This is a genomic window from Corynebacterium sp. MSK032, from assembly GCF_030232065.1.
GTDB lineage: Bacteria > Actinomycetota > Actinomycetes > Mycobacteriales > Mycobacteriaceae > Corynebacterium > Corynebacterium jeikeium_D.
Genome location: NZ_JASPJR010000003.1, coordinates 186154 through 207143 on the forward strand (window position 1 = coordinate 186154; position 20990 = coordinate 207143).

General features: G+C 58.5%; 19 protein-coding genes and 1 riboswitch. Of the genes, 9 read left to right on the forward strand and 10 right to left on the reverse strand.

The window, feature by feature from the left end; genetic code table 11:
* Window positions 1–46 precede the first annotated feature (46 nt).
* Window positions 47–169: riboswitch (TPP riboswitch) on the forward strand.
* The 4 genes from thiO to QP995_RS03090 all read left to right on the forward strand — a co-directional run bounded on the left by thiO (window position 156) and on the right by QP995_RS03090 (window position 3673).
* A complete protein-coding gene (thiO, locus tag QP995_RS03075) occupies window positions 156–1352 on the forward strand; it encodes a glycine oxidase ThiO (protein WP_443984481.1) in 1197 nt (398 codons plus the stop codon). (Overlaps the previous riboswitch by 14 nt.)
* A 13-nt stretch (window positions 1353–1365) precedes the next feature.
* A complete protein-coding gene (gene thiS / locus QP995_RS03080; RefSeq protein WP_069359124.1) occupies window positions 1366–1599 on the forward strand; it encodes a sulfur carrier protein ThiS in 234 nt (77 codons plus the stop codon).
* Window positions 1600–1628: 29 nt separating this feature from the next.
* Window positions 1629–2474: a thiazole synthase gene (locus QP995_RS03085; RefSeq protein ID WP_069359135.1), complete on the forward strand. Its 846-nt coding sequence runs from the start codon at window positions 1629–1631 to the stop codon at window positions 2472–2474.
* The gene (locus tag QP995_RS03090; protein ID WP_284852892.1) at window positions 2474–3673 is read left to right on the forward strand and encodes a ThiF family adenylyltransferase; all 1200 of its coding nucleotides are present in this window, start codon (window positions 2474–2476) and stop codon (window positions 3671–3673) included. Before QP995_RS03085 ends, QP995_RS03090 begins: the two co-directional genes overlap by 1 nt.
* 36 nt (window positions 3674–3709) lie before the next feature.
* Here QP995_RS03090 and QP995_RS03095 read toward each other — a convergent pair whose 3' ends face one another.
* On the reverse strand, window positions 3710–5296 hold the full coding sequence (locus QP995_RS03095) for an alkaline phosphatase D family protein (protein WP_016421418.1): 1587 nt from the start codon (window positions 5294–5296) through the stop codon (window positions 3710–3712).
* Between the two features lie 209 nt (window positions 5297–5505).
* On the opposite strand from QP995_RS03095, the gene QP995_RS03100 reads away from it, so the two are divergent.
* On the forward strand, window positions 5506–7317 hold the full coding sequence (locus QP995_RS03100; RefSeq protein WP_187400734.1) for a BCCT family transporter: 1812 nt from the start codon (window positions 5506–5508) through the stop codon (window positions 7315–7317).
* A 216-nt stretch (window positions 7318–7533) separates the two neighbouring features.
* Here QP995_RS03100 and QP995_RS03105 read toward each other — a convergent pair whose 3' ends face one another.
* The 5 genes from QP995_RS03105 to QP995_RS03125 form a co-directional block, all read right to left on the reverse strand.
* Entirely contained in the window at window positions 7534–8472 is a 939-nt protein-coding gene (locus QP995_RS03105; protein WP_069359136.1) for an amino acid ABC transporter permease, read from the reverse strand.
* On the reverse strand, window positions 8472–9158 hold the full coding sequence (locus QP995_RS03110; protein ID WP_042388211.1) for an amino acid ABC transporter permease: 687 nt from the start codon (window positions 9156–9158) through the stop codon (window positions 8472–8474). The genes QP995_RS03105 and QP995_RS03110 overlap by 1 nt, the downstream gene beginning before the upstream one ends.
* 19 nt (window positions 9159–9177) lie before the next feature.
* Window positions 9178–10119, reverse strand: coding sequence for a glutamate ABC transporter substrate-binding protein (locus tag QP995_RS03115; protein WP_016421414.1), 942 nt, complete (start codon window positions 10117–10119; stop codon window positions 9178–9180).
* A 15-nt stretch (window positions 10120–10134) separates the two neighbouring features.
* Entirely contained in the window at window positions 10135–10863 is a 729-nt protein-coding gene (locus tag QP995_RS03120; protein ID WP_069359127.1) for an amino acid ABC transporter ATP-binding protein, read from the reverse strand.
* Window positions 10864–10983: 120 nt separating this feature from the next.
* Window positions 10984–12264 (reverse strand): MFS transporter, encoded by a 1281-nt coding sequence (locus tag QP995_RS03125; RefSeq protein ID WP_284852893.1) that lies wholly within the window; start codon window positions 12262–12264, stop codon window positions 10984–10986.
* 259 nt (window positions 12265–12523) lie between these two features.
* On the opposite strand from QP995_RS03125, the gene QP995_RS03130 reads away from it, so the two are divergent.
* The 4 genes from QP995_RS03130 (at window position 12524) to QP995_RS03145 (ending at window position 17867) form a co-directional block, all read left to right on the forward strand.
* Window positions 12524–12973 (forward strand): MarR family winged helix-turn-helix transcriptional regulator, encoded by a 450-nt coding sequence (locus QP995_RS03130; RefSeq protein WP_049172172.1) that lies wholly within the window; start codon window positions 12524–12526, stop codon window positions 12971–12973.
* 34 nt (window positions 12974–13007) lie between these two features.
* Complete coding sequence (gene purB, locus QP995_RS03135; protein WP_284852894.1) at window positions 13008–14438, forward strand: adenylosuccinate lyase; 1431 nt, start codon at window positions 13008–13010, stop codon at window positions 14436–14438.
* A gap of 186 nt (window positions 14439–14624) precedes the next feature.
* Window positions 14625–15554 (forward strand): alpha/beta fold hydrolase, encoded by a 930-nt coding sequence (locus QP995_RS03140; RefSeq protein WP_069359130.1) that lies wholly within the window; start codon window positions 14625–14627, stop codon window positions 15552–15554.
* 336 nt (window positions 15555–15890) lie between these two features.
* Complete coding sequence (locus QP995_RS03145; RefSeq protein WP_284852895.1) at window positions 15891–17867, forward strand: vWA domain-containing protein; 1977 nt, start codon at window positions 15891–15893, stop codon at window positions 17865–17867.
* 2 nt (window positions 17868–17869) lie between these two features.
* Here the strand turns inward: QP995_RS03145 and QP995_RS03150 are convergent, their stop codons facing one another.
* The 4 genes from QP995_RS03150 to nrdI all read right to left on the reverse strand — a co-directional run bounded on the left by QP995_RS03150 (window position 17870) and on the right by nrdI (window position 20769).
* Complete coding sequence (locus QP995_RS03150; protein WP_049173075.1) at window positions 17870–18565, reverse strand: VOC family protein; 696 nt, start codon at window positions 18563–18565, stop codon at window positions 17870–17872.
* A gap of 120 nt (window positions 18566–18685) precedes the next feature.
* Window positions 18686–19261, reverse strand: coding sequence for an NADPH-dependent FMN reductase (locus tag QP995_RS03155; RefSeq protein WP_016421405.1), 576 nt, complete (start codon window positions 19259–19261; stop codon window positions 18686–18688).
* Between the two features lie 42 nt (window positions 19262–19303).
* Window positions 19304–20308, reverse strand: coding sequence for a class 1b ribonucleoside-diphosphate reductase subunit beta (gene nrdF, locus QP995_RS03160; protein ID WP_080971523.1), 1005 nt, complete (start codon window positions 20306–20308; stop codon window positions 19304–19306).
* Window positions 20305–20769, reverse strand: a complete 465-nt coding sequence (nrdI, locus tag QP995_RS03165; protein WP_080971522.1) for a class Ib ribonucleoside-diphosphate reductase assembly flavoprotein NrdI — start codon at window positions 20767–20769, stop codon at window positions 20305–20307. The genes nrdF and nrdI overlap by 4 nt, the downstream gene beginning before the upstream one ends.
* Window positions 20770–20990 lie beyond the last annotated feature (221 nt).

A 20990-nucleotide genomic window follows, 5' to 3' on the forward strand; every position in this document is an offset into this window, starting at 1 on the left:
GATGCGGTGTCGTGACGGAGAGCCCGAAGTCATATGATGGGGGAGTACCACGTTCCGCGGGAGCCGTACTCGGTATCGATGAGATGCCGCTGGCTGAGAGGGCGAATAACGCCGACCGCTTTTACCTGATGCGGGTTATGCCGCCGGAGGGAGGAATGGCAGTGAATGCTGCCGCTATGGGTGCCGCCTCGACAAGTGAGGGCGGCACAGGGGATACGTCGTCAAGCGTTGTTATCGCAGGCGCGGGCATTATCGGCTTGGCGACGGCATGGAGACTACTCCGCCAGGGATTCGATGTGACCGTCCTCGATGCCGAGCCCGTTTCCGGCGCAACCTTCGCCGCGGCTGGCATGCTGGCGCCGGTTGCCGAAGTCGTGTGGGATCAGCCGACGCTGTATCCGCTGATGGTGGAATCGGGCAAGCTCTACCGCGACTTTGCCCTGGCTATCGCCGAGGAATCGGGCCACGATGTCGGCTACATCGAGAATTCCACGTTTGTTTGTGCGGGCGATGCTGCCGACCGGCAGACACTCAGCGAGCTCGTTGAGCTGCAGCATGACATGGGCATGGAGATCAACCGCATCACCGCCACCGAGGCGCGCCGGGCAGAACCGGCACTGGGGCCGGGCTGTGTTGGTGCGGTGGATATTCCGGGAGATCACCAGGTCAATCCGCGTCTGCTCGCAGAGGCGTTGCTGACCATTCTAGGAGACCGCGTCATCCGCACTCGCGTGGAAGAGGTTATCTACGCTTCCGATGCCGACCCCCGCCGCGCCATCGGTCTGCGCGGGACGGACGGAAATGACTACGTCGCCGATGAGGTCGTTTTGGCTGCGGGGCTGAACACCGCCGACATCACTGGCCTGCCGGAGAATCTGAATCTGCCACTGCGCCCGGTTTATGGAGATGTGCTGCGTCTGCGCGTGCCGAAGCGCCTGCAGCCGCTGGTCACTCGCACTATTCGCGGTGTGGTTCAGGGACGTCCGGTTTATATCGTCCCGCGTGCTGACGGCACCGTCGTGCTCGGCGCTACCTCGCGTGAAGATGACCTGACCGGTGTCTCCGCCGAAGGAGTCCACCAGCTACTCCGCGACGCATACCGCCTGGTGCCCGGCATTCTCGACTGCGAAATCTACGAGATGACCGCCCGCGCCCGGCCTGGCTCCCCGGACGATGTCCCCATGATTGGCCGCGTGGCTCCAGGACTGACCGTGTCCACCGGCTACTTCCGTCACGGCATTCTGCTTACGGCCATCGGTTCCAAGCTCACGGCCGATGTCGTCGCAGGTCGGGAAAATGACAACGCCCCGGCGCTTCTTTCCGCCGTCAATCCATTCCGCTTCAGCGATTAGAGGAGGCTCGCTTATGTCCACCACAACACTCAATGGCGAAGGCTACACACCGGCTGCGGGGGAGATGGTCGCAGACCTCGTCGCTAAGCACACGGGGCACGCGCTTAACGACGACGGCACTGTCGCGGACGGCACCCGCCTGGGAATCGCGGTAGCCGTGGATGGTGCGGTAATCCCGCGAGCCAAGTGGGCGAGCACGCCCGTGGCAGGCGCCATCGACATCGTGACAGCAGTTCAGGGAGGCTAGAGATGACCGAGAATTCCGCACAAGCAAACATGTCCGCGCAGGAAAATGAAACCGGGACGGCGAGCGAAGTTACACGTGAACCGCTGCGCATTGGCGGACTGGAGTTGAACTCCCGTCTGATTATGGGAACTGGCGGTGCGACCAGCATGGATACGCTGGAGCGGGCGCTGGTGGCTTCGGGCACTGAGCTGACTACGGTGGCGATGCGCCGCTTTACGCCCGGTACGAAGCAGAACGTTTTTGAGATTTTGCAGCGCAACAATATTGCGGCGCTGCCGAATACTGCGGGGTGCTATACCGCTCGTGACGCGGTGCTGACTGCGCAGTTGGCCCGCGAGGCGCTGGAAACCAACCTGCTGAAGCTCGAGGTCATCGCCGACGAGGACACGCTGCTGCCGGACCCGGTCGAGCTGGTCGCGGCAGCGGAGCAGCTGGTGGCTGACGACTTTGTCGTCTTCGCTTACACCAACGACGATCCGGCGCTGGCCAAGCGGCTGGAGGATTTGGGCTGTGCGGCGGTCATGCCGGCGGGTTCGCCTATTGGTACTGGCCTGGGAATTCTTAACCCACACAACATCGAGCTGATTGTGGACCGCGCGAATGTGCCCATCATCCTGGATGCGGGCATCGGTACCGCGTCTGAGGCAGCTCAGGCGATGGAGCTTGGCTGCGATGCAGTGCTGTTGGCATCCGCAGTGACCCGTGCACATGATCCGGTGGGCATGGCCACAGCGATGCGCTTCGGCGTTGAGGCAGGACTGACTGCTCGCGAGTCGGGTCGCATCCCACGGCGTCGACTGGCCCAGGCGAGCTCGTCGTTTGAGGGAATCATCACTGAGCGCGTCAGCGGCGCACGCGAGCAGGATTCTCTGTAATGGCTGAGCAGGGTGTCAATCTTTCGGACCGCGACCTGCGCCGGTACGCGCGGCACCTAACACTGCCGGGCTTTGGTGCCGAGGGGCAGCGAACTTTGCGAGCCTCCCGCGTCCTCGTCATCGGAGCTGGTGGCTTGGGATCGCCTGCGCTGTTGTACCTGGCCGGGGCAGGGGTCGGGCACATCACCATCATTGACGATGACGTGGTCGACGAGTCCAATCTTCAGCGCCAGGTCATTCACCGTGAGTCCGACATTGGTCGCCCGAAGGCCGAATCTGCCGCGGATGCCGTGCGGCGCCTTGACTCCGAGGCATCGGTGACCGCAATCGTCGGCAGGTTAAGCGTCGACAATGCTGAGGAGCTCTTCGCCACTCACGATGTAGTGCTCGACGGTGCGGACAACTTCGCCACGCGCTACCTGTCCTCCGATGCCGCGGAGCTGACCGGAACGCCACTGGTCTGGGCCACAATCCTGCAGTTCGCAGGACAACTGTCCGTCTTCTGGCCTGGCCACGGCCCCATGCTTCGCGATCTCTACCCCGACATCCCCGACCCCGGCTCCGTGCCGTCGTGCGCCGCAGGCGGTGTCCTCGGCGCAATGGTCGGACAAATCGGCTCCATGATGGTCGTCGAAGCTATCAAGGTGCTCACCGGTGTCGGCAAGGTCGCCGTCGGCAAACTCGTGCTTATCGACGCCCTGGAGGCAACCACCCGCACACTGTCCTTTGCAGCCGACCCGGAGCGCGAACCCGTTTCCGACTTGACCGAAATTGCGCAGGTGTGCGCAGCTTCGTGGACCGAGGATGAGGAGGCCCCGGCGCAGAGCATGCGCAGCATTGGTCCCAACACGGCGCACGAGCTTCTTGCCGAGGGTGTGCCTCTCATCGATGTACGCGAGCCCGAAGAGCGCGCGGAGGCTGCCATTGCCGGATCTGTGCCTGTGCCACTCGGCGACATTCGCAGCCGTGGGTGGGCTGCGATTCGCGAAGCGTGGGCTGAGCGGAACCTCCAGTCGAACTACCCACGAGTTCTGATTCACTGCCACTCGGGTGCCCGCTCGCAACAGGCAATTGAGCTGTTGGCCAGCGAGATTGAGGCTGATGGCGCCATACCGGAGCTCATCAATCTGGACGGGGGCATTGTGGCCTGGCAGGCTGCGGGGCAGGAGACCGTCGTAAAGCGTGGCGGAACGCACTAATTAGTGGCTACCGCCACGCGCTGTTGAACAGTGTGCCTACGCCTGCGGCTTCAGCGTTGTCGACCACAACTCGGTGCCACGAGTGGTGAGCAGACGGACGGTCATCTCGCGTGAGTCGCCGTCGATATCGACTTCGCCGAAGTGCTGGAAGTCCTGTGTGGGGTCGGCGTTGGCATTGTCTTTACCCGGTGCGTGGACGTACTCCACCTTCGGCCCGAAGGTCGAGTCCATTTCGTTGGGGCCGAAAGCGCCCGCGTGGAGAGGACCGGAGACGAATTCCCAGAAGGGTGCGAAGTCGGTGAACTGTGCGCGCTCTGGGCTGTAGTGGTGAGCCGCGGTGTAGTGCACATCGGCGGTGAGCCAGACGACATTTGAAACATCTTTAATGGCGCTGAGCAGGCGGGCGATTTCACGTTCACGTCCTGCAGGTGCACCGGCGGCACCATTGGATACGCTTTCTTGGTCACCATCGTCGCCGTCGGGGACGATGATTCCAAGCGGTAGGTCATTAGCAACAATCTTCCACGTCGCGCGGGAGTCCTTGAGGGAGTCGATTAACCAGTTGGTCTGCTTTTCGCCAAGGATTGGTTCTTCGGTTGTCGAGCGCGGATTATTGGAAGTGTTTTCTCCCTTGTAACTGCGCATATCCAGAATGAAGATGTCTAGCAACGGGCCGTAGGAAACCTTGCGGTAGACGCGCCCATCTACAGCCATTTGCTGATCAATTGGCTGCCACTCATGGAAGGCTTGGTAGGCACGCTTGGCCAGGGTGTTGACATCGCGCTCGGTATAGCGATCATCGTCTAGGACTTCGTTGGGGTACCAGTTGTTGACTGTTTCGTGGTCATCCCACTGGACTAGCTGCGGAACCTGCGCATTGAAGGCCAAGTAGTTCTTGTCCATGAGGTTGTAGGAGTACTGGCCACGATACTCTTCGAGGGTTTCAGCAACCTTGGATTTGGCCGGAGTGACATGGTTGCGCCACACAGTGCCGTCGGAAAGCGTGACGGATTCATCCAGCGGACCGTCGGCATAGCAGGTATCGCCTGAGTGAATGAATAGGTCTGGATTGCGCTCCATCATGGTGGAAAAGCCGGTGTAGCCACCGATTTCGTCGTTAATTCCCCAACCCTGACCTGCGACATCGCCGGACCAGTGCAGGCGGATGTTGGATGCGCGGTTTGGGGCAGTACGGAAGGTGCCAATAACGGGATCAGAGCAGATTCCAGTATCTGCCTCTTCGAGCGTGACGCGGTAAAAGATTTCCTGTCCTGGCTCGAGACCGACGACACGTAAACGTCCGGTGCCGTCAGTATCTGGAGTTAACAGAGAGTTGCTGCGGAATACCTTGGCATTCTGGAAGCTCTCAGTTGCAGCAGTTTCAACCACCATATGGGCGGGGCGGTCTGAGCGAGCCCAAATCAATGCGCCGTCGCCGCGGATATCGCCACTTGCAACGCCGTGGGTGAGCTGTGGCCGAGAACGCAGTAACCCTGGGGAGGCCAGTGACGGCGAACCCGGTGTAGCTGAAGCCGCAGCTCTAGAGGCATGAGCGAGCGTGACTGAAGTGGCAAGTGCGGTGGATGCGCCTAAACGTAGAGCGCTGCGACGGGAAAGCTGCATGGAGTCGAACGATAGGTTTTCCACTTTGACGTTCAGTTAAACCAGCGTGAACTCGAAGGAAAAAGTCGCAATTACAGCACAAAGGCTTAGTTATTGAGAATGACTGGGCTTCCTTTTGTAACGTAGATAACCGACTTGGGAGGAATGTGTCTTCCGAGCTGTCTTTTCTGAGACAGACAATCTAGAAGTGAAAGGCGCTGACCCCGATAATGGGATCTACACAAACGCCACAAGTAAAAACGCAAGAAAAGAAGTCGGGCGGTTTTCTTAAGAACCTGCCGACCGACCCGTTGATCTTCACGACAGCGATGGGTTTCATTGTCCTCTTTGTGGCAGTGACCATAGCGCTGGGGGATACCGCTCGGGATGCCTACTCGGCCGCTTCCGATTGGGTTACGTCTAACATGGGCTGGCTGTTCATCGGTGGTGTCTCGGCAAGCTTTATCTTCCTCATCGGCTTGTTTGTGTCCCGCTACGGACGCATCCAGCTTGGCGATGATGACGAAGAGCCCGAATACACCATCGCCGAGTGGTTCGGCATGCTCTTCGCCGGTGGTACTGGCTCCATGCTGATGTTCTGGGGCGTGGCTGAACCACTCAACCACGCTTACAACCCGCCGTTCGGTCAAGAGCCGATGAGCCGCGAAGCTCAGAACACTGCGATGGCATTTACCATCTACCACCTGGGTATTCACATGTGGGTCATCATGGCGCTGCCGGGGCTCGCGCTGGGGTACTTCATTTACAAGCGTCACCTGCCGCCGCGCGTCTCCTCCATCTTCGCGCCGCTGCTCGGTGCCCGCATTTACTCATGGCCGGGCAAGCTTATCGACGCCGTCGCCATCATCGGTACGGTTGTCGGTATCGCGGTATCGGTGGGCATGGGTGCGCTGCAGATTAACTCCGGTGCTGCTCGTGTAATCGGTACCCCGGAAAACTCGATGGTGCAGCTCATTCTGATTGCCATCATTATTGTGATTGCCTCGATTTCTGTGGCTCGAGGGCTGGACAAGGGCATTAAGGTGTTGTCCAATGCCAATATTTGGGCAGCCATGGGATTGATGGTCTTCGTGCTGCTGATGGGCCCGACTTTGACGCTGCTGCGCCAGACCGTCGATACGGCGGGTGTCTACTTGGATGCGCTGCCGCGCGTCATGTTCTGGACTGACTCCTACGACGTCAACCCGAATTGGAAGCAGGGTGCCTGGACGGTCTTCTACTGGGCCTGGACAATCTGCTGGTCGCCATTTGTGGGCATGTTCATCGCGCGTATTTCCCGTGGACGTACAGTCCGCCAGTTCATTGCCGGTGTGATTGCACTGCCGACAATCGTGTCGATTCTGTGGTTCTCCATCTTCGGTCGTGCAGGTTTTGAGCTGGAAAACGAGCAGCCAGGAATTCTTACTGAACCAGTTGTCGAAGGCGGAGACCCCTCACCGGCACTCTTTATTCTGTTGGAGCAGTACCCGCTGACAACGCTTGTCAGTGTGTTTGCACTCTTTGTGATCATGATCTTCTTCGTCACCTCCATCGACTCGGCTTCGATGGTCATGGACATGATGTCCACCGGTGAGGAAAACAAGGCTCCGACCTTCTACCGAGTCCTGTGGGGCATCATGATCGGTGCTGTGGCAGCTTCTCTGCTGCTGATTTCCGGTGAAACTGCACTGGAAGCGCTGCAATCCGCGGTGATTGTCATTGGTGTGCCGTTCTTCTTCCTCCACTTTGTGATGATGTACTCCTTGGTCAAAGGCATGAGTGATGACCACATGGCAGTGCGCAAGCCGGTTACCCGCCAGTGGGAGAAGACCGATACTCCGGAGAAGTTGGAGAAGCACGAAGCCGCACCCGCGCCGGGCTACGACGAAGAGGGCAATGAGCTGCCGCGCTTTGAGTACACCCACGATGAAGAGGGACGTCTGGTTATTCAGTCCGATGTGGTCGTTGAGGGTGAGTTTGAGTCTGGCGAAAAGTCGGAATCAGAGAGCCCAGAGGAGTCGGGGACGAAGTCTGAGTCGTAGGAGAGCACGGTCGCAGTAGTGCTCGGCACTTGTGGCCACGCTATTCACCTATCGTTGCGCTGTAGCGTGGCCATCAGTGAGTAGTGCATCGATAAGAGCGAAGGCAGAGGCCGTAGCCAAACAAAAACGCCGCCCAGCGGAAACCAAAAGTAGTTTCCATGGGCGGCGTCGCTGTGTTCGTCGTAAAGCGAGTGCGGCAGTAAGCCGTGATTAGCTTTACTCGTAGGTGCCTCGGAGGTCCTTGTAGTCCTCATCGTGCCAGTCCACGTTGGCCTGGTCCTTGGTGGTGACACCGACATCAGGCTGCTGCGGAACCTTCGCAATGATGTTGCGGCGGGCGCGGCCGGCGCGGAGCTGGCTTTCGATACGCTCGGCAAGGTTGGCAAGACCGAAGTTGATGGCAATGAGAATGATCGCCACGACGACCAGCGATGGAATCATGGCGCCGTAGTACTCGCCAAGCTGGCGGCCAGAGCGGACAACCTCGACGTAGCCAATCATGTAACCCAGCGCGGAGTCCTTCAGCGCAATAACCATCTGCGAGATAATCGCCGGCAACATGGCGGCGACTGCCTGCGGCAGCAAAATAGTGACCATCGTCTGGCGGTGGGAGAGACCCAGCGCAATCGCGGCCTCACGCTGGCCCTTCGGCAGCGATTCGATGCCGGAGCGCAGCGTCTCGCCAATGACGGATCCGTTGTACATGGTCAGGCCAAACACAACGGCGGCAAAGCCGAGGTAGTTCGACGGAAACAGCTGCCAAAGCGCGAACACCGAGTAGGCAAACAGCATGAGCACCAGCACCGGAATGGCGCGGAAGAACTCGACAATCACCGAGCACAGCCAGCGCACCGGAGCGACCGGGCTCAACCTACCGACGCCCAGGAGAGCACCAATAACCAGTGCCAACACAATAGAGACGACAGCCGCGACAATGGTGCTGACCAGACCGGGCAGAATGTACGTGGTCCAGGTTGTGGATTCTAGGAAGAACGACCACTTATTCGCCTCGAACTGGCCCTTGTCGGCCAGTTTCATTCCGACCCAGGCGAGGATCGCAACGGTGATTGCGGCCACGATCCAGGTGAGGGTTCGGTTGAAGCGCTGAGCCTTGGGGCCCGGCGCGTCGTAAAGAACTGTTGCGCGAGTAGCCATTAGCGCTTCACCGCCCATCGCTTGCCAGCCCAGCCGAAGAACAGGCCGGTCGGCAGAGTCAGAATAATAAAGCCGACAGCGATGATGCCGAAGATAATCAGGATATCGCTGGCGTAGTTTTCGGTCATGGTCTTCATCAGCAGCGACGCTTCAGCCACACCGATTACCGAGGCAATCGTGGTGTTCTTGGTCAGCGCGATCAGGGTGTTGCCGAGCGGCACGATAGCGCCACGGAACGCCTGCGGGAAGATGATGTAGCGGAAGCTCTGGCCGAAGCTAAGCCCCAGGGAGCGGGCGGCTTCGGCCTGACCGAACGGCACAGTATTAATACCGGCGCGCAGGGACTCCGCAACGAAGCACGAGGTGTAGGCAACAAACGCCAACACCGCGAGACGGAAGTTCTGCTTGACAATGAAGGAGTCATTCTCCGCAGCCAGCAGCAGCCCCAAGTTGTAGTAGAGACCCATCGAGGCCAGCAGCACAATCAACGTCAGCGGGGTATTGCGGACAATGCTGATGTACCAGGTCGACAGGGTACGTAGGATTCCCACGGGGCTCACGCGCATAGCGGTGAGAAGCGTGCCAAAAATCAGGGAACCAATTGCCGAAGCAATCGTCAGTTTGATGGTTACCCAGAAAGCCGGAAGCAGTTCCGGCCCCATTTCACTCCATAGTTCTGGATTCATTGTTTGCTCGCACCCCTTCCTACTTCTTCTCTACGAACGACAGATCGCCGATTGCCGGCTTGTCGTCGAGCTCGAACTTGTCGCCCAAATGCTTCTTCAGGATCTTCTGAAGCTCACCGGTGTCGTACAGCGACTCCAGCGCCTCATTGATGGCCTCACGGCTGGCATCATCACCCTTGGGCAGGCCGATGCCGTAGTACTCATTGGTCCAGTAGGAACCATCGGGGTTGCGCAGCTCGACCACGCGGAAGTCGTCGCCGAAGCGCTCCTTGTAGCGCTGGGCGAAGCCCGCGAGAATAGTTGCATCGGTAGTCAGGGCATCGACGACACCCTGCTTCACACCTTCCGCGCACGCGGCGTAGGTATCGAACTCCTGCAGCTGCACCTCCGGTAGAGCGTCCTTGACTTTCTGCGCTGGGGTGGAGCCGGATACAGAACACAGGCGAGTGCCCGGGGCGACGTCGTCAAGCCCCTGGATACCCTCGGAACCGCGCACCAACAGTGCCTGGTGCGTGACCAGGTACGGGCCGGCGAAGTCGACGGCAGCCAGGCGGCCAGCGTTGATGGAGTAGGTGGCGGCGATCATGTTGACCTCGCCGTTGTTAATCAGCGTCTCGCGCTGAGCGGACGGGGTCTCGCGCCACTCCATCTCGGGCACATCCCAACCGTTCTTGTTGGCGATGTACTCAATGACGTAGCGGGAAACATCGTTGTCGACGCCCGCGAACTCACGGTCCGGAGTGCGCTCACCGAGACCCGGCTGGTCAAACTTCGTACCCAGCGTCACGTGCCCGGCTTCGATATCGGCCAGCAGGTTTCGGGGTCCGCCGCTACCGCAGGCCGCGAGGCTCATTGTCGTGGCAACAGCTACGACAGCCGCCGCAACTCGCTTGCCGACGACACCTCGGCGGCCCTGGTTGCGACTGCGTCCCCGGCCTCCTCGTAATAGTGAAAGCTTCATGGTGACCAGCCCCGCCTAGTGTCCGACGATCTTGGCCAAGAAGTCCTTGGCACGATCGCTCTGCGGGTTGGTGAAGAAGGTCTCCGGGTCGGTGTCTTCGACAATCGCACCGTCGGCCATGAACAGGATGCGGTCGGCCACGCGGCGGGCGAAGCTCATCTCGTGGGTGACACAGACCATGGTCATGCCGCCCTTGGCCAGGTCGGTCATGACATCGAGGACCTCGTTAATCATTTCCGGGTCGAGCGCGGAGGTGGGCTCGTCGAAAAGCATGACCTTCGGGTCCATGGCCAGGGCGCGTGCGATGGCGACGCGCTGCTGCTGACCGCCGGAGAGCTGTGCCGGGTACTTGTCAGCCTGTTCCGCAATGCCGACACGGGCGAGTAGCTTGTCCGCACGCTCGCGGGCCTCGGCTTTGGAGATTTTGCGGACCTTCAGTGGGGCCAACGTGACATTGTCGCGAATGGTCATGTGGCTGAAGAGGTTGAACTGCTGGAAGACCATGCCGACCTCAGCACGCAGACGGGTGAGTTCCTTACCCTCTTCTGGGAGAAGTTTGCCGTTGATGCGGATCTCGCCGCTGTCGATGGTCTCGAGGCGGTTGATGGTTCGGCACAGTGTGGACTTACCAGAGCCGGAGGGGCCGAGGACAACTACGACCTGACCAGCTGGGATTTCCAGATTGATGTCGCGCAAAGCGTGGTAATCGCCGTAGTGCTTATTCACCCCGGCAATCGAAATCATGCTCTGTGGTGTGGATGATTCAGTCATGTGAAAGAGTATAGGTGACTCACGACACATCACTGCTATCGGTGTTCCTTGTGCGATATTCACCTGTGAAAAGTGACTGCACACCAATTAGTTCTAAAGATCCACGCGATGGCGCCTCGCAACAGGCTTGCGGCCATGCACGAACCAGTAGAAAACGGCCGCGAGAACCACCACAACCGCCAGGCCTGCGTACATCTTGTCGAAGCCCATAGTGGCGGCTACCGAACCAAGCACGATCGGGCCGAGGCCGATGCCTGCGTCGACAAGCAGGAGCAGCGTCGAGATGCCCGTGCCCAACTTGTGTGCCGGGGTCAGGTGCACGGAGATGGTCTGGCAGGCCGGCATCAGCGTGCCGTAGCCCAGGCCGCAGAGCGCACCGGCGGCGATAACGTGCCAGTCAGCGGTTGCGAAAGCCAGAACAAGCAGTGAGATGGTGAAGCACACCAGGCCGATGGCGATAACGGGGTTGTCGCCGCGGCGATCTTGTAGGCGTCCCAGTGAGAAACGTGCCGCCATCATCGCCACCGCATAGGCGATGAAGAAGAAGCTGGCGCCTCTAGCCAGGCCGCTCAGCTGCGAGTATCGGTTCAGGAATGTAATCACGCCCGCATACGCCAGGCCGATGAGCAGCATGAACAGGCCAATCGGCACCACTCTCGGCGTCATGATGTCATCGAAGGAAAATGTGCGCTTCGTCTCGCTTGCCGACGAGTCTTCGGTGGCCTCGTCCTTGGTTGCCGCAGTGGTGGGCTCGTTGTGTTGTGGCAGAAAGAGTGCCAGCACCAGTCCGACAATGGACAGGCCGAGGGCTGTGGCAAAGAGGACGCCGTAGCCGACCGAACCAATAAGGGCAAGGCCGAGAGCTGGGCCAATCGCTGTGGCCAGGGTGGTGCCGAGCGAAATGTAGCCAGTTCCCTCTGCGCGCCGCGAAGCCGGAATAGCGGTTTGGGCGGCGGCCATCACGGCGGTGGAAGCGAATGCGTAGGTCAGGCCGTGGATGATGCGGATTGCAATCAGGATCGGCAGGGATGCGGCCCACAGGTAGGCGGCACAGGCTGCCACGATGACAGCGAGCGAGCCAAGCATGATTCTGCGACCACCGAAGGTGTCCACCAAGTAGCCGGAAAAGAGACGAGCGATGGTGGCGCCGACCACGAAAGAACTGGCGGCGAAGCCACCGGCGGCATCGGAGGCGGAGAAGCGCTGGACGGCGTAGAGCGCCATGACCGTGATTGAAAGGTAGAACACCAGGTACATGCTGAAGTTAATCAGCCAGCTGATGATGAACGCGGGGGAGAAGAGCTTGTCCTGCCCGTGCTGCTCGTCCTGCTCGTTCTGTTTGTGCCTGTTCTGTGTGGTCGTATGCGTTGTCATGCTGAAGATACGGTCTCTTTTCTCGTTTGAAAACGATCGTGGAATTAGTGCTTTGGCGAAACTGCTTTCCGGCATTTGTATCATGCAAAAATGCAGTTAGGGCTCGAATTATAACAATTGGTTTGTATGATGCAAATGTGCTTTTTCGGCCTTAACCGCATCCGTGGCGCGCTAGAATAGGGGCTGTTCAGCAAACAGATACATCCCGCAGGCCCATTAAAGGGCCGACATAAAGGCGACAAGAGGATTGACTGCCACCGTGCGAAACGACGACCTGGCCGCGCTCGTTTACGAGAACATGCTGCTATCCCGGGTGAGCTCCAGCGGCTACCGACCACATCGTAAGGACATCCTGTTGGATCGCTCCGCCGCAGCACTGCTGGCTAGGCTGGAAGCACAGCCGGATATGACGGTCGCCGAGCTCTCCGATGCACTAGGGCTGGACATTTCTACAGTGCATCGCCAGCTGGCCGCCGCCATGCGGCAGGGGTATATCGCGAAGAGGTCCGCGCCGTCGTCAAGCGCGAAGGTGCATAGCGCGACCGACAAGGGGCTAGAGCTGCTGCACCGGGAGATTGAGGCGCGTAAGAATACCGTCGATGACATTACGCATGGCTGGGAAGACTCGGAGCTCGCGGAGTTCGTGCGATTGATGCGCAAATTCAACGAGGGCGTGGAAGAAATGCGTGGTCATCCATGGCCTAGATAACCGCGGATGCAGTGGTCATGGAATACTTGAGGGCGTGGCTGAGAAAAAGAAGATCGCAAACGTCCTTGCTAACCGATACGCCTCTGCGACTCTGGCTGAGTTGTGGAGCCCTGAGTACAAGATCATCCTCGAGCGCAAGCTCTGGATTGCCGTTCTGAAGGCTCAGGTCGCTCGCGGAATTGAGGTGCCGGAGGGCACTATCGAGGCGTATGAGAAGGTCATCGACCAGGTTGACCTCGACTCCATTGCCGCCCGTGAGCGTATTACTCGCCACGATGTGAAGGCTCGCATTGAAGAGTTCTGCGACCTGGCTGGCACCGAGCACATTCACAAGGGTATGACCTCGCGTGACCTGACCGAAAACGTTGAGCAGCTGCAGGTTCTGCAGTCGCTGAAGGTCGTGCGCGACAAGGCCGTTGCCGTTGCCGCCCGCACTGCGGAAAAGGCCTCCGAGTACCAGTCGCTGGTGATGGCAGGTCGCTCCCACAACGTCGCCGCACAGGCAACAACCCTGGGTAAGCGCTTCGCCTCTGCTGCGGACGAGATGCTGCTGGGCATCGAGCGCGTAGAAGACCTGATTTCCCGCTACCCACTGCGTGGCATCAAGGGCCCGATGGGTACCGCCCAGGACATGCTGGATCTGCTTGACGGTGATGAGTCCGCACTGGCCTCCCTCGAAAACGAAATCGCTGAAGGCCTCGGCTTCGACCGCGTCTTTGACTCCGTTGGTCAGGTCTACCCGCGCACCCTCGACTTCGACGCTCTGTCCGCACTGGTCGAGCTGGGCGCAGGCCCGGCGTCGCTGGCCACCACCATCCGCCTGATGGCCGGTAATGAGACCGTCACCGAGGGCTTCAAGGAAGGCCAGGTCGGTTCTTCCGCCATGCCGCACAAGATGAACGCCCGCTCCTGTGAGCGCGTCCACGGTTTCCAGGTCATTCTGCGTGGTTACATGACCATGCTCTCCGAGTACGCCGGTACTCAGTGGAACGAAGGCGACGTTTCCTGCTCCGTGGTTCGCCGCGTTGCACTGCCGGATGCCTTCTTCGCCATGGACGGCATGTTCGAAACCTTCCTCACCGTCCTGTCCGAGTTCGGTGCATTCCCGGCCATGATCGACCGTGAGCTGGAGCGCTACCTGCCGTTCCTGGCTTCCACCAAGATCCTCATGGCAGCCGTTCGCGCTGGTATGGGCCGCGAGGAAGCCCACGAGATCATCAAGGAGCACGCCGTCGCCACCGCACTGGATATGCGCGAAAAGGGCGCTGAGCAGAATCTCACTGAACGTCTCGCTGCAGATGAGCGTTTCCCGCTGGATGCCGCAGGGCTTGCCGACGCTCTGGCGAACCGCCATGCGTTCATCGGTGCCGCGGAATCCCAGGTTGACCGCGTAGTTGCACGTGTGCAGGCTGTCGTGGACAAGTACCCAGAGGCCGCGACCTACAAGCCGGGCGAGATTCTGTAGCTTCGCGAGCGTCACGCGCGAAACGCGTAAACGCAAAAACGTAAAGACGCAAGGTCCCTTGAAAAACTCTGTCACTTTGGGGGGCAGAGTTTTTCTTTGTTTGTTGGCGAAAGCGCCAGTGAGCAGCCAACTTCCTCGGTACGATGAGCGGTAAGTATCGAAACCTCTACGCGAAAGGTGCCCGACGTGACATCGGCTGTTAGGACTTCGCTTTCTCGCCCAGGTGCCACATTGAATGTGTTGCGCTGGGTTCCAGAAAATGACAAGGGCGCGCCCATTACTCCTAAGGGAGTGGTGCAGATTGTCCACGGCATGGTCGAGTACGCCAACCGCTACGCCAAGTTCGCCGAGTACCTCGTATCCCAGGGCTATGCCGTCGTCGCGCACGACCATCGCGGCCACGGTATGACCAAGACGGATGCTGGCATCCCGGGCTACTTCGCTGACTACGGTGGCTGGAACTTGATTCTCGAAGACCTCCACGCGGTGCGCCAGTACGTTGATGCTGAATTCCCAGGCAGCAAGCACTATATTCTCGGCCACTCCATGGGGTCGCTTCTGACTCGTAACTACATCGCCAAGTACGGAGAGGGGCTTACCGGCGTCATTATCATGGGCACCGTGTCGTGGCCAGGGGCTAAGGGCGACGCGGGAATGAAGGTGGCAAACCTGCTGGCTAAGATTCGTCCTACCGCGCCGGGCAAGCTGCTCAACACTCTCACCTTTGCTGATTACAACAAGGGCTTTGAGCGCCGCACTAAGTTTGATTGGCTCACCCGCGACCACAAGATTGTCGATGCTTATATTGCGGACGACAAGTGTGGTTTCGTTCCCACCAATGCCTTTTTCCGCGACCTTCTCGTCGGCACGCACTACGCGAACTCGCCTGAAGCCTATGAGAAAGCGCCTGATGAGCTGCCGCTTTTCGTGGTTTCCGGTGCCGTTGATCCGGCGGGTGGCGCTGCCTGTGTGACTGAGGTCGTGGGCAAATACCTGAACGCGGGCAAGAAGGACGTGCGCTTTAAGGTCTATCCGGATGGTCGCCATGAGATTCTCAACGAGTTGAATAAGGAAGAGGTCTACTCCGACATTGTGGCGTGGTTGGAGTCCCGCTAGGGGAGCTGGTTAATAGGCGAAAAGTGCGCCCGCTCGGTGGGGTCGACCGGTGGGCATCTTTTGCTACTTATCCCAATGCGAGTTACTGACTGCGTTTATGTCAGCGGCGGCGGGCCAACGCAAGTTACTGACTGCGTTTATGACAAAAATGGCCTGAAAAATTGCCTGAAAGTGTCATAAACTCATACAGTTTCACATTTGCAGCCCGTAATCATATTTGGCGTCCGTATTTTTTGGGGTCTGCCCAGTCATTATCTTGAGAATCAGACATACTTTTGTCATGTAACGTTCTTTTTACGCTTGAAGATTTACGCTTGAAGAAAAGGAACCGACCACATGATCAGAAGAAGACAACTCTCAGCGGTCGTGCTCACCATCTCCATGCTGCTGGTGCTCGTAGGCTCTTTTGCGGGAATCACAACAGGGCGTGCACAGGCGCAAGAGGCCGCGAGTACTATCTCGCCAACCATGGTGATCCTGGATGCTTCAGGGTCAATGCTTGCCGACGACGCGGGCGGCCAAACCCGAATGGAGGCAGCGAAGACTGCCACGAGTAAGTTCGCAGAATCTGTGTCAGAGGACTCCGAAATTGGGTTCATGGTCTACGGCACGGAAGTCGGCAATTCGCCGGAGGAGCGGGAAGCTGGCTGTCAGGACATCACCACGCTGCTGCCCGTGCAGGCTGGCAACTCGGCGAAGATTCCTGCTGAAGTAGGAAAGATCCAAGCCTCCGGCCACACCCCGATGGGGCCTGCGCTGCGTCAGGCTGCCGATGAGTTGCCGAAAGAAGGGCAACGTTCGATTGTGTTGGTCTCCGATGGTGAGGACACCTGTGCTCCGCCACCGGTGTGCGAGGTAGCCAAAGAACTCAAGCAGCAGGGCATTGATCTGGTCATCAACACAGTTGGTTTCCTCGTTGATGCGGGCGCACGTGCTGAACTGGAGTGCATTGCTGAGGCCACAGGCGGCGAGTACCTAGACGCCCAGGACTCCGATTCGCTGGCTGAGTCCATGAAGACGCTGGCGACCCGCACCGCACGCACCGCGCAGTCCAGCACGCAAGAGATACAGGGCGGCGACGCTCCTACGAGCGCTACCCAGGTGCCTGCCGACGTGGAAACGTTCTCGACCAAGCTGCGGGAAAAGACTCCTGAGTCGGAGCGCAGCATCAGTAATCAGGAAGGCGACAGTGCTGAGTACTTCTCTGTCCCGGTCGCTGAGGGAGAGCGGCTTGCAATTAGTGCGGCTACCGTGCCGGGAGCGTCGTCAGGCGCGACGTTGATGGACCTAGATGTCCGCAACTTCGCGCTCACTATGCATTTGGACGACAGCAGCTGCTTCCTGGCCAATGATTTCGGCAATGGCATCATCGACTCCAATGGCCCCTTTTTCGCATCGATAACAACCAAGCAGCCCGGAGGAGCGGAGGGGGACTGTAAGCCGGGCAATATGGTGTTCTCCGTGGCTCGGAAAGGCGGCTCCTTCGAGGGCCAGGACATTCCTGCAGAAGTAACCATCAAGCGTTTCGCCAACGAAAACCTGATTGATGTGCCGGAGGCGTTCCCGTCCGACAAGGAGAGCTTGAACCCTCCGCCCGCGACACCGGAAGCAGATCAGGCTAAGAAGGTCACCCCAGGTTCGTGGTTCGATGACGCCACGGAACTTACTGCCGACAACATCAGCAGCGTCACGGCCGACATTGTTCCTGGTGAGACGCACGTGTACAAGATCAAGTCCGAGTATGGGCAGCAGCTCCGCGGCGCCGTCAAACTCATTGACGCCCCAGAAGCGGACAAGCTTGCACAGATCTCCGGCCTGGATATCAAGACGCTGAACTCGGCACGCCAGCTCGCCGGCAGCGAGGAAAACCGTCCGGCCAATGAACACCAGATCGGTGAAGAGACTACATTTGGTAACTCGGCCCGGATTAACTATCGCAATCGGATCGGCGAAGATAGTGAAAAGTCGGGCGATTACGAGGCTGAAAGAGCCTGGTTGGATGGCGACCAGTACATCGTTGTCTTCTTCAACAACAGCTGGGGTGCCGGTCAATCCCACGATGTCGCGGGTGTTCAAAACGTCCCGGTGACTTACCAGCTGACCACGGAGTTGGTCGGCGAGAAGATTCCGGGCCCAGCTTTTGAACAGGTCGCGCACAAGTCGCCAAGTAGCGAGGCCCCGACTAGTAGCCAGCAGAATCCGAAGGGCACCGAAGAAAACGAGGATGACGGCTCTTCCAACATGATGTGGTTCTCTATTGGTGCAGTTCTGTTAGCCGTCGTCGGCGCGGCAATCGCGTTGACCCGTAAGTAACGCTAGAGCGTCCAGTACACGCCGAATCGGTCAGGCTTGACGACGGCTTCCGTGCCCTCGGCAACCTCAGCGCCTGTTAGGCCAAGCGCTTGGCAGGCGCTTTCGACCTCTTCGGCCGAATCGCTGGAGAGGCGCATCGCCACACCGTCGCCGAAGGTGAAATTGTGCATGCCCGGCGAGTCGAGCGTCATGAAATTCCCTGACCCGAAAAGCCGGTTGTATACCTCGGTGGCGGCGGCAGCCTGTGGTTCGTCGCCTGTCCACATGAAGTAGGGAATAACGGCGGGATTCGCTGTCTTTGCGGCAGCGTCCGTGCTTGCAGCCCCGCTGGTTAAGGAATCAATCATCAGTTGCCAGTTGACCCCATTGCCGTCGACCAACCAGCCAAAGAGCGGCGAGAAATCGTAGCTGGTCAGGGGCATGAGCGTAGCACCACCGCTGATGGTTTCATCACCCGCCATCAGATGCTCCCACAGTCTGCGCAGCTGGTTTTCCTGACCAGGGGCAAATCGCACCATAAAAGACACAGCGGGGGTTAATCGGCGGTTCCCGTTCTCAATGAGTTCAAAGTCCATCCCGCCGATGGTGAGCGTGGTGGAGTTGGGCTTGATGTTGGAGTGAAAACCTTCGGCGTAAAACCGCGCAGCGGCGCGGGGGTCGTCGTTAAGCGCGATCACGGCCGAGATAGAAACAGTCATGAAAATGAGCCTAACGACGAGCGCCTAACCGCGCAGAGAACGCAGCGTTTGATCCTAGTCAGTGAAGAATCTTCATACGGCGATATCCCCAGTAACGGCGCGCTGATTAGGGGATTTCAGTTAGTGGCGTGGGCTCTGCTCGCGAACTAGGTCTGCAAATCTGTTGATGTAGTCGCGAACAAAGTCCTCAGTGCTTGACGACGTGAATTCTCCTTGTTCGTCAATGAGTGTTGGCGATTGTCCCAGGAAGACCTCTGGCTGACCGAGCATCGGCATGTCGAAGTACGACAGCGCGAGTCGCAAGTTCTTCTGAGAGCTATAACCGCCCATACGGCCGACGGAGTGGCTGATAATTCCCGCGGGCAGGTTCTTCCATGCCACATCACCGTTGGGCTTAGATCCGATGTCAACGGCATTCTTCAGAGCTGCAGGAATTGTGCGGTTGTTTTCTGGGGTGACAAATAGGATGCCATCGCTGGCTTTAATGGTTTCCCGGAAACTGGTGTATTCCGCGGGAGTCGCAATATCGGACACTGCGGGGTCGTCGTAGTCGAAGTTGTAGAGAGGGAGGTCACGAATCTCGACGATGTCGACTTTGAAGTCATCGGGGAAGTACGTGGCTGCCTTGAGTGCAATCTTTCGTGCATAGGAGGCTCGACGCAAGCTTCCTACCAGGATAGAAATCTGTGCAGTCATGCGAATGTTCCTTTCTTAGGATGTATGGGGAAAGACGTGGATTTAGAAATCCCAGTCTTCATCTGCGGTGTCTTCGGCTTTTCCGATGACATATGCGGAGCCGGAACCGGAGAAAAAGTCGTGGTTTTCATCTGACCCCGGGGTGAGGGCGGCGAGAATTTCGGGCTTGAAGGCGGTCTCTTCATGGTTAAACCGCTGCGGGTATCCCAAGTTCATGAGCGCTTTGTTGGCGTTGTATCGAATGAAGTTGGCAACGTCGTCGTAGAGCCCGAGTGGTTGGTATAGGGCTTCGGAGTACCTCAGTTCGAGCTGGTATAGATCATCGAGAAGTTCGAAGACGAAAGCCTTCATCTGCGTTTGCGTGGCGGTGTCGTAGGTTTCTACGCCTCGCTGGAATTTGTAGCCGGAGTAATAGCCGTGAACAGCTTTGTCACGCAGAATCAGGCGCACCATGTCGGCGGTATTGGTCAGGATGCCACGTGATGCGAAGTGCAGCGGGAGGTAGAAGCCGGCGTAGAGCGAGAAGGACGAAAGAAGCGTTGCTGCCGCCTTTCGCTTGAGTGGAACGTCGCCGTAATAGTGTTTGAGCACAGCTTTTGACCGAGCCTGCAGGATGTCATTGGCGACTGCCCATTGGTAGGCAGCGTCGATGTCAGGGGTATTGGATAGCGTAGAAAATACTGAAGAATAAGACTTTGCATGCACTGCTTGCATGAAAGCGATATTCGTGTAGACGGCCTCTTCATGTTCGGTGCGGGCATCTTGAATTTGGGAAATCTCCCCGACAGACGCCTGGACTGTGTCGAGCATGGTCAGTCCGGTGAAGACCTTCATGGTCAGCTCGCGTTCTAGATCGGTGAGACGTCGCCAGTCTGCAAGGTCATTGGACAGCGGAACTTTTTCGGGCAGCCAAAAATTTGCTGTTAGGCGATTCCACACTTCGAGATCTTTGTCATCTTGCACTCGGTTCCAGTTGATTGGCCGAAGGCGGGCAGCTGGGTCCTTTCGAAAAGACGGTGGCGTAGTTGAATAGCTGTAGATGTTCAAGAAGTAGCGCTCCTCCAGAATTTTTCCAGGCCCTCTTTGACGTTCTCCACATCGTGGTCTGTCCCCAGTAGCTCATAGTGGTATAGCTCCGGAACCTGGCATTTTGCAGAAATGATGGCTCCGGCTATGCAAAAGTCGGTGCCGAAATTTGTGTTGCCCGAGGTGATGACACCGCGGATGAAACTCCTGTTGGTTTCGTCGTTGAGAAAAGCGATGACTTGCTTAGGTACCGCGCGGCGCCGACATCCGCCACCATAAGTCGGTGTGATCAGGACAAATGGGCTGCAAACGCGAATCATTCCGTCTTTTCGCGGATGTAACGGGATGCGTGCTGCTGGTTGAGCCAGCTTTTGGACGAACCGGTGAGTGTTTTCAGAAGCACTGGAGAAGTACACGATTCGGGGTGACTCCTCCGGTGGGAGTTCCGTGAAAGTCAGCGGCGTCTTCGATGATGAAGACACTCGATTACCTCCTATGTTCAATGGATTGAACATAAAATAGAGGAGTGAATGGGGTGTCAACAAGGCGTTGCCTACATGCGGTTGAAAAGTGCTTAGTCACGCAATTGCGAAGTAAAGCCGCGACTCTTCATTAACGGCGGAAAAACCCAGCAGCTGATCTTCAAGGCGGGAAAGTGGCGGGGTTGCCGGCCGGGGGGAGAGGGAGGAGGTGGTGTCTCTCG